Consider the following 13,090-nt stretch of genomic DNA (forward strand, 5'->3'; position numbering starts at 1 on the left):
CCTGCCCTCCCTCAACCAGGACGGACCGCGAGTTCATTCCGTGGTTCCGCTTCACCGGCCCGGTCGGCGCCCGCGCGGTTTCCCTTGCTCCGGGGCGGCCTGCGGGTAGTGTCGCTCATACGCTCCGCGACGATGGTGGGAGGACCCCGTGGCAACGTCCGATCACAGTGGGAACAGGCAGCGCGCCTCTGTCGGAGGCGAGGACCCGACCGCGGCCGTGCCCGAGGCGGACGCCGCCGAACAGCACGCCCCGGCGAGCGCCGAGGGTTCCGACGACTGGACCGAGACGGCCTCCGCGGAGACTTTCGAGCAGGCCAACGAGGCGGATGTGATCGAACAGGCCCAGGAGGCCGGCCTGGATGAGGAAGAGCGTCGCTGACCCGGCGCAGCATGAGCCCGACAGGCCGCCCCTCACGTATTTCAGCGCGCCCTCGTCACTCGTTTCACGCCCCGTCCGACCTGCGCCGCCGGTTTTCAACCCGGTTCATCTGGGACGTCAGTCGCTTCCTGCCGCCCACACCGAACTTACGCAGGAGTAAGATGAGGAAAAAGCTGCGGAACGCGACACAGAGCCGAGGCCGCGTCCGACAGTGTTAGCCACGCAGATGTCCGGTGAATGGTGTGCATCTGCCATGCCGAGTTCGGAGGGTGTGGGTGTGACAGCTCCTTCAGACGCCCGCGCCCGGGGCACCCGCTTGCCCCGGGTCAGGCGCCGCCGCCAACTCCTGGCCGCAGCTCAGGAGATCTTCGTCGCCCGCGGGTACCACGCTGCGGCGATGGACGAGATCGCGGACCGCGCGGGTGTCAGCAAACCGGTCCTGTACCAGCACTTCCCCGGGAAGCTGGAGCTCTACCTGGCGCTCTTGGAGGAACACTCCGAGGCGCTGGTCGAGAAGCAGCGGGAGGCTCTGGAGAGCACTGACGACAACCGTCAGCGCGTGACCGCGAGCTTCCAGGCCTACTTCGACTTCGTCGCGGGCGACGGAGAGGCGTTCCGGTTGGTCTTCGAGTCCGACCTGCGCAACCTCCCCGCCGTCCGGGAGAAGAGCGAGGAGACGTTCCAGCGCTGCGCCGAGCTGATCGGCAAGGTGATCCGTCAGGACACCAGCATCTCCGACGAGGAGGCGCACCTGCTCAGCATCGCCCTGGTCGGTATGGCCGAGACCAGTGCCCGGTACTGGCTGAACAACCACGGGACGGTCCCCCAGGACGCCGCCGAGCAACTGGTCGCCCGGCTGGCCTGGCGCGGGATCAGTGGTTGGGATCTCACCCGGTCCGCCGAGGAGAGCGGTGCCGAGGGCTGACGCCCAGCCACCACGGGACCCGGCCCCCGGACGCGAAAGCGTTCGGGGGTTTTCCTTTTCCCACCACACTTCGGCCGCGAATTATCCGACCCGAGAAAAATAAACTCAACCAACCCTTGCCCATTCTTCAACAAAGGATGGACAAATACGCCAGCATCGCCCGAACAAACGGTTCGAACTCCGCCCTATGGGTATCGCGAAACTGAGAAGTAACGCGCTTCTCTTCGCCGTATCCGTCTGACACCGGCCACCGGTGCCCTGACGGAACCAGCGATTCGGGGGTGAAGACGTATGGACATGGGTCAGGGCCTGATGGACGCCTGGCAGTCAATTGTGGGCTTCGTGCCGATGCTGCTCGGCTTCCTGGTGATTCTGGTACTGGGATGGATCATCGCCTGGTTCGTGGGCAAGGCCGTAGCCAAGGGCCTGCACAGCGTCGGACTGGACCGCGCGCTCCACCGCGGTGGCGTGGCGCAGTACTTCGAGAACAGCCGCTGGACCGCCAGTGAGCTGGGTGGGAAGATCATCTACTACGTCGGCCTGTTGTTCGTCCTGACGATGGCGTTCAACGTCTTCGGGCCGAACCCGGTCAGCACACTGCTCAGTGACGTCATCGCGTGGATCCCGCACGGCATCGTGGCGCTCGTGATCGTCGTGGTCACGGCCATGATCGCCAAGGCCGTCAAGGACCTCGTCAGCGGTGCCCTGGGCGGACTGTCCTACGGACGCATCCTGGCCAACGTGGCGGCCGTGGCCGTCCTGGCCCTCGGTGTCATCGCCGCGCTCAACCAGATGGGCGTGGCCGTGTCGGTCACCCTGCCGGTGCTGGTCGCGGTGCTGGCGACGGTCGGCGGCATCCTGATCGTCGGTGTCGGCGGCGGTCTGATCAAGCCGATGCAGGCGCGCTGGTCTCGCTGGCTGGAGGTCGCCGAGCGCGAGACCGGCCGGATCGGCGACGAGAGCAGTTACCAGGCCGGGCGCGAGGCGGCGATGAGCCGTCCGGGCACCCCGACCGAGCAGGCCGGGGCGACCAAGGAGGAGGCTGCCAGCCTTCCGGGGCGGCGCACCAAGGGCGGTGAGCCCACCTGACGAACCCGCCTGGCGGCCGCTGAGGGACGTTCCCGGGGGCACCTGGGTACCGGGCGGTAACTTGACCGCCCGGCGCTCCTGGGCCATCTGAGGCACCGGGTCATCTGAAGCACTGAGGCAAAGAGAGAGGGCGGGGCCTTGCGGCCTCGCCCTCGTCGTTCGTGTTGCTGGTGCGACTCGCCGTCACAGGAAGTCGGAGTCACGCAGTTCCTGTCGGGAAAGCTGTTCGATACGCCGAAAGGCGAGCACCCCGGTGGCGATCATCGGCAGGAAAGCCAACCAGAAGACGATGCTTCCGGGACCGGTGAACACCATCGACGCGAGTGCGACGACGAAGATCAGGGCGAAAAGCGCGAAGTCGACGCGATCCTGCTGGATCAGGACGCCGACCGGTGGGCGCGCCGCCCCATGCCGACCGCTCCTCATTCGCATTCCTTTCTCGCGGCTCTTCGGGCCGCTCCGCCAGTTACGGTGCCCGGGAACCGCCTGGACCCTGATAACACCGTGAATCCCACGTTGCATTCCGCAGGTCGTCGGTCCCACCGGGGCGAACCGGGCCGGAGGGAGCCACCACGGGTTCGCCGGTACGTTTCAGAGTACGCCCAGTAGCGGCTTTTCGCCGGAGAACCGGTCGGGTGACGAACGCGCGAGGGTTCGCGGCATAGATCACACCGCCTGCGGACGTGACCAACCTAGCGGACGAAACCGCGCTCCTTCGCCAGTCGGCAGATCGCGAGAATGCGGAGGGTCTCCCAGTCGTAGTCGGCGTCGTCGGAGTCCCAGCCCCGTTCGAGGCAGCCGTCGAGGAAACCGTGGAGGTAGGTCCCGAGCGTGTTCGCCGTGAGTTCGACGCCGCCGGAGACGATGCCTTCGCACACCTGTGCGGCGTGCTGATCCAGCTCAGCGCACATCCAGGGCGCTACCGGCCCGTCGAGGGGGCCGATTTTGTGGAAGTCACGGGTGAGTCCGGCCAGCGGGTGGCGCACGGAGGTCCCACGGGGCATGGAAGTACCTACTCGCGTGGTCAGGAGACGGGAAACTCCATCGACTCTATGTGCGCCGAACCAATGGATCGTAACGAATGTGTTGGAAATTACCCGCTCTTGACCAAGTAGGGCCAAGTTCCGGCAAAACACCCGACAAGAGCTGAAACCACTGTCGGCAAGGCGATGCGGGGTCTTATTCGGCCAATCCCATCGCGGTGAGTCGCGCGGCGTGGCCCTCGGTGAGGGAGGCGAACATCCGGCTGACCGCGGCGAGATCGCCCAGGCCGGAATCACCGGCCTTCTTCGCCTTCTCCGCGACCTTCTCGTCCCGGGCCAGCAGCGCGGCCAGCCTCGGCCGGTCCACGGCCACCGCCTGTGCCTGGCTCAGCGCCTCGCCGACCAGACGGCGGGCCCACAGGGACAGCCGACCGGCGAGCTTGGGGTCCTCTTCCAGAGCGGCGCGCACTTGCTCGGCGACGAACTCGGCGCGCTCGGTCTCGGCCAGAACGTCCTCGACGAGCACCCGGGTGTCCTCGTCGGCCAGCGCGGCGACCTTGCGGTAGAAGTCACCGGCGATGCCCTCGCCGACGTAGGTCTTGACCAGGCTCTCCAGCCAGCTCTGCGGCTCGGTGCGCTCGTTCCATGAGTCCAGCGGCCCGACGAAGGGCGCCATGGCCATCTCCGGGTCCACCCCGAGCTCCACCAGGCGCCCGCGAAGCGCCTGGTAGTGGTTCTGTTCGGCGGCGGCCAGCCCGGCCAGCTGCCCCTTGGTCCGCAGCGAGGGCGCCAGTCCGGCGTCCCCGGCGAGACGGAAGAAGGAACCGAGCTCGGCGTAGGCGAGCAGTCCGAGCAGATCGATCACGCCGGGGTCGGCAGAGGGGCCTTGGGTCATGCCCGTCAGAGTATCGCTCGGGCTACCCAGTACCCAACCGGGGACTAAACGCCCGCCGAAAGCGGTTGCACACTCTGGGAGCGGGTACGGTCACCGCCGTCCGAGCACGGTCCACAGCAGGTTCCACAGCACAGTGAAGCGCTATGTGCACCGGGCGAACCAGCAGCTAGACTCAGCGTGATGACCGGCGTGCACGATCGCGGCGCCGCGTCCCGCACCCCCGCGACGCGGGCCTCTCCCGCGAGTACGTACCGGCGCCGCGGACGCGGGCGCCCAGCGATGTGTCCAGCCGGACACCACAACGTGTCCTCACGAGCAGTGCGGCGTGAGGGAGCAACGGCCCACGCGCCCAGCGACGCACCGCACACGACAAACCAGCGGATGGAACCGAGACATCGCGGCCAGGGTGACCCCCGGGCCGCGCGGATCCAGTCGGCAGCGCCACCACGGCTCCCTCGCCGAAGCGGGAACCTGGTGAGCCGCGCCCTCCGCGGCGGCCAGAAGCCGCCCGCGACCGCACCCCGCCGCGGCCACGAACAACACTGCGGCCCGCCTAGATGGAGGCTTGAGCCCTGAGCAGCACAGAAGAACCCACAACTCCCGAAACCACCTTCCACGACCTGGGCGTCAGCCCCGAGCTCGCCGACGCGCTGGAAGCGGAGGGGATCATCGCCCCCTTCCCGATCCAGGCCCTGGCACTGCCGATCGCGCTGAACGGCAACGACATCATCGGTCAGGCCCGTACCGGTACGGGCAAGACCCTCGCTTTCGGTCTTCCCCTGCTCCAGATGGCGCAGGAGAAGCCGGGCACGTCCAAGCGGCCGCGCGCCCTGGTCGTGGTTCCCACCCGCGAGCTGGCCATCCAGGTGGCCGCCGACCTCACCACCGCGAGCAAGCGCAGCGGCGGACGCATCCTCACCGTCTACGGCGGCCGCTCCTACGAGCCCCAGATCAACGGGCTCAAGGAGGGTGTGGACGTCGTCGTCGGCACCCCGGGCCGTCTGCTCGACCTGGAGAACCAGAAGCACCTGCGGCTGGACGAGGTCGCCGCGGTGGTCCTGGACGAGGCCGACAAGATGCTCGACCTCGGGTTCCTCCCCGACATCGAGCGCATCCTCAAGAAGATCCCCGCCGAGCGCCAGGTGATGCTCTTCTCGGCCACCATGCCGAGCGAGATCGTCACCCTCTCGCGGAACTACCTGCGCCAGCCCACCCACGTGCGGGCCGGTGACGACAACGAGATCGACGGCTCGGCCATCACCAGCCGGATCGCCCAGCACGCCTTCCGCACCCACCAGATGGACAAGCCCGAGATGCTGGCCCGCCTCCTGCAGTCGCAGGACCACGGCCAGAGCATGGTGTTCTGCCAGACCAAGCGGGCCTGCGACCGGGTCGCCGGTGAACTCAACGACCGTGGCTTCGCCGCCGCGGCCGTCCACGGTGACCTCGGCCAGAGCCAGCGCGAACGCGCCCTGCGCGCCTTCCGCAACGGCAAGATCAACATCCTGGTCGCCACCGACGTGGCCGCCCGCGGCCTGGACGTCGACGACGTGACCCACGTGGTCAACTACGAGACGCCCGACGACGAGAAGACCTACACGCACCGCATCGGCCGTACCGGTCGCGCGGGGCGCACGGGCACCGCGATCACGTTCGTGGACTGGCAGGAGATGCCGCGCTGGAAGCTGATCAACGGCGCGCTCGAACTGAACAACGCCGAGCCGGAGGAGACCTACTCCACCTCGCCGCACTTCTTCGAGGCCCTGAACATCCCCAAGGGGACCAAGGGCCGGCTGGCCGCCGACAAGCGTGGTGAGTTCGCCGGGCTCGAGGCCGAAGAGGTCGAGGACATCGGTGACACCGGACAGCCGCGCGGCGGCGACCGGGGCGACCGGGGTGGCCGAGGCGGCCGCAAGGTCCGTGGCGACCGTAAGGAGCGCGGCGGCGAACAGGGCGGTCGGCGCAACTCCGGTGGCGGTTCCGGTGACGGTGGCGGTGGTCGCAGCCGTTCGCGCCGACGAACCCGTAACAGCGAGAACGTCACCCAGGCCGAGGGCGGCGCGGAGAAGGTCACCGTCAAGGCCGACGCTCCCGCCAACGGCCCCGAGAAGTCCGCGGAGGGCGACGGCACCCGCCGTGTCCGCCGCCGTCGCCGCACCCGTGGCGGCGTGCGCCGGGACCCCGAGAACACCTGATAACACCTGTTTCGGCGTCGGGCGCTCCCTGATCCACTCATCGATCGTCTAGGGTGGCCCGACGTGAGTACACCTGAGTTCCTCGATCTGCCGCCGGGTGTGCGGCGCACGGACCTGCGTCTTTCGTACGGTCCAGTAGCCGCACTCCGGGCCATGCCCACCTTCGGCGGCACGGAGTTGGCCCCTGCTGTCCTGGTGCACGGTTTCACCGGCAGCAAGGAGGACTTCATCGCCCTCCTCCAGAGCCTGGCCCAGGCCGGGCGGGAGGTGGTGGTGATCGACCTGCCCGGCACCTACCGGTCGCCGGGCCCCGAGACCCTCACCCCGCCGCCCGGGGTGGAGCTGCCCGACTACCGCCTCTCCTCGCTGGGAGGGGTGGTGGCCGAGGTCCTGGACCAGGTCGGCGACGGCGGCCCCGTGCATCTGGTGGGGCACTCCTTCGGCGGCCTGGTGTCCCGCGAGGCGGCGCTGACCGATCAGTCCCCGCTGGCCTCCCTCACCCTGATGTGCTCCGGCCCCGGGCCGTTGAGCGGCCCGGGTGCGGTCCGGGCCCGCAACCTCATCGCCGCGCTCTCGATGGACCCCACCGCCGAACGGCTCCGTGAGCTGTGGGACGAACGCTTCGAGACCGAGGCCCGCGGCCGATCCGTCAAGCCCCAGGTCGTGGACTTCCTGCGCGAGCGGCTGCTCAACACCAGCGCCCTGGCCCTCATCCGGATGGCCGAGGACCTGCTGGGCGCCACGGACCGGGTCGACGAACTGGCCGGGGTGGACGTGCCCAAGCTGGTGCTCTACGGCGAGAACGACGACGCCTGGCCGCTGGCCGAACAGGACGGGATGGCCGAGCGGCTGGGCGCCAAGCGCCTGGTGATCCCCGGCGCGGGCCACTCCCCCAATGTCGAGGCCCCCGAGACCACTTCCAGCGCCCTGACGTCCTTCTGGAACGAGACGGAGTCCGTCGGCCGCCGCTGACCCGCCCCTGTACACGAACGTGCCGCCGCCCCGGAGAGGGACGGCGGCACTGTTGCGTGGATCAGGGGCCCGGGGCCCGGGGGTCAGACCCAGGAGTCGAAGTTCCGGCCTTCGGCCTCCACCGTGGTGGACGGGCCGCGGTCCGGGAAGACGCGGGTGTCCGGCGGCAGCGACAGCAGGTTCTCGCCGATGGAGGCGAGCTGGGTCGTGTAGTCGATGTAGGTGTTACCGACCATGCCGGGCTCGCCCTTGCGCAGGGTGTCACCGCTGAAGACGGCGCCGATCTGGCTCACGTAGAAACCGACGGTGCCGCTGGTGGTACCGGGCAGGGCCAGGACGTCGATGTGCAGGTCGGCGATGTCCAGGGCGCCCTCGCCCTCCACGTCGATCTCCGGGCGGTGCTCCGCGCCGTGGATGCGGCGCCAGGCGCGCATCTCGCGGGGGTGCAGGGCGATGTCCGCCTCGGTCTCCTCAGCGATCTTCAGAGCCGACTCGATGTGCGGGCTGTAGCCGTTGGTGCAGGCGATGAGGTAGACCTCGCGATCGCCGACGGCCTCCATGATCGCCTCGGCGTCGTGGGCGGGGTCGATGATCACGACGCCGTCCTTGTCGGCCTCGATGATCCAGGTGTTGCTGATGACCTCGAACTTCTCGCCGTCGAACTCGAAGGTTCCGGCGGTGCGGACGCGGATGATGCCGTCGGAGTCGGGGCCGCTGACGCCGACCTCGTCGTCCTCGTCGTCCTCGTCGTCCTCGTCGTCCTCGACCTCAGCCTTGGTCTCGTCCTTTTCCTCGGACTCGTCGGCCTTCTCGGACTTCCTGGCTTTCTTACCCTTGGCGGACTTCTTGTCCTTGGCGGCGGTCTCGGCCTCGTCCTTCTCGTCGGCCTCGTCCTTTTCGGTGTCGGCCTCGGCGTCGGCGTCCTCAGCCTTGTCGGAAGCCTTGCCGGACTCCTCCGCCTTCTCCTCGGCCTTCTCCTCAGCCTTGTCCTCGGTCTTGGCCGCGTCGTCCTTGGCCTCGGTCTCGACCGCTTCTTCCTCGGTCTCCTCCGTGGTGTCCTCCGCGACCTCCACAGCGGAATCAGTGGCCTCCTGGCCGTCCTGCTTCTTCGACTTCCGCTTCCAGAACACGGCGTCAGACCTTTCGTCCAGATATAGGTAGAAAAACGCTGCGACCATTCTCGCGTCCCCGCGCAGTGGTCCGTACCGTACCGAACCCCGGGGGTCCAGCGACACTCACCCCTTGAGCAGGGGCGCCCCGGCCGCGGGGGCGATGAGCTCCTCGAACGCCTCCGGCGCGGTCGTCCGGCAGCCCAGGCGGTGCCCGGTCAGGGACCCGTGGTCGTCGCTGGAACCGGTCACCACCACACCGAGGTCGGCGGCGACCCCGCGCCAGAACTTGCGCTGGGGCCGGTTGTGCGAGGGGTGGTCGGCCTCGATGCCGCCCAGGCCGGCCGCGGCCATCCGCTCGGCCAGCTCCACGGGGACGGCACCGTTGGTGGCGCCCTCGGCGCGCGCCGGGTGCGCCAGCGAGCAGACCCCGCCCGCCGCGCGCACCAGCTCCACCGCGCGGACCGGGTCGATCGCGTACCGCGCCACGTAGACCGGCCCGCCGGAGCCGATCCACTTGTCGAAGGCGTCCTGCACGTCCTTGGCGGCCCCCGCCTCCACCACGGCGCGGGCCAGGTGGGGGCGGCCGATGGTGTTGGCGTCGGCGTACTCGTCCCTGCCCGCCCCGGCGATCTCCAGCACCCGCTCCCAGGTCACGTCCACGCCGTGCTCCTGGAGCTTGCGCACCATCTCCTCCGCCCGGTCGGCGCGGTCGGAGCGGACCCGCCGCAGCTCCTCGGCCAGCTCCGGGGAGTCCGGGTCGAACAGGTAGGACACCAGGTGGACCGCGGACCCCTGGTAGGCGCAGGACAGTTCCATCCCGGGAACCAGGGTGAACCCGGAGGGCAGGTGCCCGGACGCCTCCTTGATCCCGCCGACCGTGTCGTGGTCGGTCAGGGCGAGGACGTCAAGCCCGGCGGCGACCGCGTACTCGATGACCTCGGCGGGGGAGTCGGTTCCGTCGGAAACGGAGCTGTGGGAGTGCAGATCGATACGTGTCACCGGGCGATTGTACGTAAGTGGCGCCCGGTCCCGCTCAGTCCGCCTCGGTCACAGGTGCCAGGGCTCTGCTGAGAAAAGGACTGAGCGCACCGAAGGGCGGTTCCAGGGCGACCCCGCCGTCCCGTAGGTCGCGCAGGTCCCGCAGTGAGTTGATCTCGCACATCAGCATGCCGGTGTCGGCCGAGGCGAAGACCAACCACAGCCAGTGGGCGAGCGCCTCACCGGTGTAGGCCGCGCGATCCTTGCCCACGTCCAGGTTCCACAGGGCTATCTCGTGCCCGTCGAAGCGCACTTTGGCGTCGGGCGGGCCGGAGTCGAACCCGTCTCCGGGGTCGGGCCCCTCCAACCCGGCGACGCGTGCGCCGATACCGATGCCGGGGTCCTCCGCGATCATGACGGCCTCGCCGACCCCGCCCAGCGGGTTCGGTCCGGACAGGGCGACCGCCACGGCCAGAGCACCGCTGCGCTCATCGCCGACCTCGGCGAAGCCGGTGACCACCCAGCCCGTCGGCAGGGGCCACGGGATCCACACCGGGACGTTGGCCTGTGGCAGAAGAGCGTCGAGCGTGGCGGTGTTCGGTGCGCGTACCCCCTGGAGGGGCGCCACCGGTCCGTGGGCGTCGCACTGCCACGCGCTGGTCCACAACCCCGGGGGTTGTACGGCGCGCCCGCAACGTGGACACGTGGGCTCGGGTTTCATGTTCTACGTCTCTACCCGAGAGGTGTTCAGCGAAAACGCGAAGTGGGCGGGGTGCGATCACACCCCGCCCACTGTCGTCACCGCAAGGGCGTTGCGGCCCTTGAAGGCAGTGCTACCGCGATTGGTCTACCGCGGCGGTCCTACTGGGACTGGCGCTTCTTGTTCGCGGTGATCCGGCCGCGCTCCTTCTGGTCGAGGATGACCTTGCGGATGCGGATGTTCTCGGGCGTCACCTCGACGCACTCGTCCTCGCGGCAGAACTCCAGAGCCTGCTCGAGGGAGAGCTTGCGCGGCGGCACCAGGCGGACGAGCTCGTCGCCGGTGGCCGAACGCATGTTGGTGAGCTTCTTCTCCTTGGTGATGTTGACGTCCATGTCGTCGGAGCGCGAGTTCTCGCCGACGATCATGCCCTCGTACACCTCGGTGGTGGGCTCGACGAACAGCGTGCCGCGCTCCTGGAGGTTGAACATCGCGAACGCGACGGCCACACCGGCGCGGTCGGCGACCAGGGAGCCGTTCGGCCGGGAGGTGATGTTGCCGAACCAGGGCTCGAACTTCTCGAACACGTGGTTGGCGATACCCGTACCGCGGGTCTCGGTGAGGAACTCGGTCCGGAAGCCGATCAGGCCGCGGGACGGGACCAGCCAGTCCATGCGCACCCAGCCGGTGCCGTGGTTGACCATGTTCTCCATACGGCCCTTGCGGACGCTGAGCAGCTGGGTGATGGCGCCCATGTACTCCTCGGGGGCGTCCACGGTGAGGCGCTCGACCGGCTCGTGCACCTTGCCGTCGACGATCTTGGTGACCACCTGCGGCTTGCCGACGGTCAGCTCGTAACCCTCACGGCGCATCTGCTCGACCAGGATGGCCAGCGCCAGCTCACCGCGGCCCTGCACCTCCCAGGTGTCGGGACGCTCGGTGGGCAACACGCGCAGGGAGACGTTACCGACGAGCTCCTTCTCCAGGCGGTCCTTGACCAGGCGCGCGGTGACCTTGGCGCCCTTGACCCGGCCGACCAGCGGCGAGGTGTTGGTGCCGATGGTCATGGAGATGGCGGGCTCGTCCACCTTGATGAGCGGCAGCGCGATCGGGTTCTCGGGGTCGGCGAGGGTCTCGCCGATCATGATCTCCTCGATACCGGCGATGGCCGCGATGTCACCGGGGCCGGCCTTCTCGGCGGGCTTGCGCTCCAGGCCCTCGGTCATGAGCAGCTCGGTGATCTTGACCTGCTGGGTGGTGCCGTCGGTGCGGATCCACGCGACCTGCTGCCCCTTGCGGAGCTCGCCCTGCTGGACCCGGACCAGGGCCAGACGGCCGAGGAAGGGGGAGGCGTCCAGGTTGGTGACGTGGGCCTGCAGCGGCTTGCCCGGGGTGTACTTGGGGGCCGGAATGGTGTCCAGGATGGTGCTGAACAGCGGGACGAGGTTGTCGTTCTCCGGCACGGTGCCATTGGCGGGGCGCTCCAGGGAGGCCTTGCCGTCACGGGCGCAGGTGTAGACGATCGGGAACTCGATCTGCGACTCGTCGGCGTCCAGGTCCATGAACAGCTCGTAGGTGTCGTCCACGACCTCGGCGATCCGGCTGTCGGGCCGGTCCACCTTGTTGATCACGAGGATGACGGGGAGCTTGGCCTGGAGGGCCTTGCGGAGCACGAAGCGGGTCTGCGGGAGCGGACCCTCACTCGCGTCCACGAGCAGGACGACACCGTCGACCATGGACAGCCCGCGTTCGACCTCACCACCGAAGTCGGCGTGGCCGGGGGTGTCGATGATGTTGATGACCACGTCCTCGCCCTCGGGCGTGGTGTAGTGCACCGCCGTGTTCTTCGCGAGAATGGTGATGCCCTTCTCGCGCTCCAGGTCGTTGGAGTCCATCACGCGGTCGTTGACGTCCTGGTTCTCCCGGAAGACACCGGACTGCCAGAGCATGGCGTCAACGAGGGTCGTCTTGCCGTGGTCGACGTGGGCCACGATGGCGACGTTGCGCAGGTCTGTACGGCGGGCGGAGCCCTCGGAGGGCGTGGCGCTGGACATGCTTAAGTCTCGATTTCCTGTACTGGGTAGAGACCGCAGATTGCCACGGCCCGCTGCCAGTTTATGCGGTCATAGTGGTCTGGTTGGGAAACGTACAGGACACCCCGGTTGGTTTCCTCCCCCCGAAGGGCCTGCGAAACAGGCGGTGTACGTCCCCCGGAACCCGCCTCAGGCAGGGATTTCGCGTGTGGTTTGGTGCGTGTTCAGGCGGGGCTCCCGTGTGCTTCGAGCAAGGACCCGAGCGGTCCCAGAAAGGGGATGTCGGCGGGGAGCCAGTCGAGCTCGCGCAGTTCGTCGGTGGCGACCCAGCGGACCGCCAGGTGCTCCAGGGCCCGGGGGCCGCCGGATACCAGCTCGGCGCGGAGCAGGCGCAGCACGGCCGGGCGGGAGATCCGTTGGGCGAGTTCGGGCAGCGGGACGTCGTCGCCGACCTGCCCGAGGGCCCGGACGGTCACGCCCAACTCCTCCCTGCACTCGCGGACCAGGGCTTGGGCGGGGGTCTCCCCCGGTTCGGTCTTGCCGCCGGGGAACTCCCACCGGCCGCGCAGGGCCCGGGGTTCGGCGCGCTGGGCGGCGAGGACGTGTCCGTCCCGGACGATGGCCGCGCCCACCACGATCAGAGTCTGTCGCACGGGACACCAGCCTAGGGGCTCAAGGTGAACCCCGGGTGTCGGTCCGGCCGGGCCGACACCCGGGGGGCCGTCGCTCTCCGGGGGGGGAGTGGAAAGAGCGTCGGCTTCCGGGTTGGTCGCAGAAATCACCCACTGGAAGATTCTTGCCAGGAAGAACAGGTGACTGATCCAGAGCC

The 13,090-nt window shown here is 68.8% G+C and carries 13 protein-coding genes; 5 read left to right on the forward strand and 8 right to left on the reverse strand.

Annotated elements, in window-relative coordinates; translation table 11 throughout:
• Positions 1 to 148 precede the first annotated feature (148 nt).
• The 3 genes from NE857_RS28670 to NE857_RS28680 all read left to right on the forward strand — a co-directional run bounded on the left by NE857_RS28670 (position 149) and on the right by NE857_RS28680 (position 2,393).
• Positions 149 to 379, forward strand: a complete 231-nt coding sequence (locus tag NE857_RS28670; RefSeq protein ID WP_254418447.1) for an Rv3202a family protein — start codon at positions 149 to 151, stop codon at positions 377 to 379.
• 277 nt (positions 380 to 656) lie between these two features.
• A complete protein-coding gene (locus tag NE857_RS28675; protein ID WP_254418448.1) occupies positions 657 to 1,304 on the forward strand; it encodes a TetR/AcrR family transcriptional regulator in 648 nt (215 codons plus the stop codon).
• 291 nt (positions 1,305 to 1,595) lie between these two features.
• Entirely contained in the window at positions 1,596 to 2,393 is a 798-nt protein-coding gene (locus tag NE857_RS28680) for a mechanosensitive ion channel family protein (RefSeq protein WP_254418449.1), read from the forward strand.
• A 183-nt stretch (positions 2,394 to 2,576) separates the two neighbouring features.
• Here the strand turns inward: NE857_RS28680 and NE857_RS28685 are convergent, their stop codons facing one another.
• The 3 genes from NE857_RS28685 to NE857_RS28695 form a co-directional block, all read right to left on the reverse strand.
• Entirely contained in the window at positions 2,577 to 2,819 is a 243-nt protein-coding gene (locus NE857_RS28685) for a hypothetical protein (protein WP_254418450.1), read from the reverse strand.
• Positions 2,820 to 3,085: 266 nt separating this feature from the next.
• On the reverse strand, positions 3,086 to 3,397 hold the full coding sequence (locus tag NE857_RS28690; protein WP_254418451.1) for a DUF6401 family natural product biosynthesis protein: 312 nt from the start codon (positions 3,395 to 3,397) through the stop codon (positions 3,086 to 3,088).
• A gap of 175 nt (positions 3,398 to 3,572) precedes the next feature.
• Positions 3,573 to 4,271, reverse strand: coding sequence for a ferritin-like fold-containing protein (locus NE857_RS28695; protein WP_017582894.1), 699 nt, complete (start codon positions 4,269 to 4,271; stop codon positions 3,573 to 3,575).
• Between the two features lie 650 nt (positions 4,272 to 4,921).
• Here NE857_RS28695 and NE857_RS28700 point away from each other — a divergent pair.
• Positions 4,922 to 6,466 carry a DEAD/DEAH box helicase gene (locus NE857_RS28700; RefSeq protein ID WP_254422125.1) on the forward strand — a complete coding sequence of 515 codons (1,545 nt, stop codon included), beginning with the start codon at positions 4,922 to 4,924 and terminating at the stop codon, positions 6,464 to 6,466.
• A gap of 63 nt (positions 6,467 to 6,529) precedes the next feature.
• On the forward strand, positions 6,530 to 7,438 hold the full coding sequence (locus NE857_RS28705; RefSeq protein ID WP_254418452.1) for an alpha/beta fold hydrolase: 909 nt from the start codon (positions 6,530 to 6,532) through the stop codon (positions 7,436 to 7,438).
• Between the two features lie 83 nt (positions 7,439 to 7,521).
• On the opposite strand, the gene NE857_RS28710 is transcribed toward NE857_RS28705, so the two are convergent.
• From NE857_RS28710 to NE857_RS28730, 5 genes are all read right to left on the reverse strand, one after another.
• Entirely contained in the window at positions 7,522 to 8,568 is a 1,047-nt protein-coding gene (locus NE857_RS28710; protein WP_254418453.1) for an MBL fold metallo-hydrolase, read from the reverse strand.
• 105 nt (positions 8,569 to 8,673) lie between these two features.
• Positions 8,674 to 9,549 (reverse strand): PHP domain-containing protein, encoded by an 876-nt coding sequence (locus NE857_RS28715; protein WP_254418454.1) that lies wholly within the window; start codon positions 9,547 to 9,549, stop codon positions 8,674 to 8,676.
• 34 nt (positions 9,550 to 9,583) lie between these two features.
• The gene (locus NE857_RS28720; RefSeq protein ID WP_254418455.1) at positions 9,584 to 10,249 is read right to left on the reverse strand and encodes a DUF6758 family protein; all 666 of its coding nucleotides are present in this window, start codon (positions 10,247 to 10,249) and stop codon (positions 9,584 to 9,586) included.
• A 140-nt stretch (positions 10,250 to 10,389) separates the two neighbouring features.
• Positions 10,390 to 12,282 (reverse strand): translational GTPase TypA, encoded by a 1,893-nt coding sequence (gene typA / locus NE857_RS28725; RefSeq protein ID WP_254418456.1) that lies wholly within the window; start codon positions 12,280 to 12,282, stop codon positions 10,390 to 10,392.
• Between the two features lie 203 nt (positions 12,283 to 12,485).
• Positions 12,486 to 12,914 carry a (deoxy)nucleoside triphosphate pyrophosphohydrolase gene (locus NE857_RS28730; protein WP_254418457.1) on the reverse strand — a complete coding sequence of 143 codons (429 nt, stop codon included), beginning with the start codon at positions 12,912 to 12,914 and terminating at the stop codon, positions 12,486 to 12,488.
• Positions 12,915 to 13,090 lie beyond the last annotated feature (176 nt).

The sequence above is a fragment of the Nocardiopsis exhalans genome, from assembly GCF_024134545.1.
Lineage (GTDB): Bacteria > Actinomycetota > Actinomycetes > Streptosporangiales > Streptosporangiaceae > Nocardiopsis > Nocardiopsis exhalans.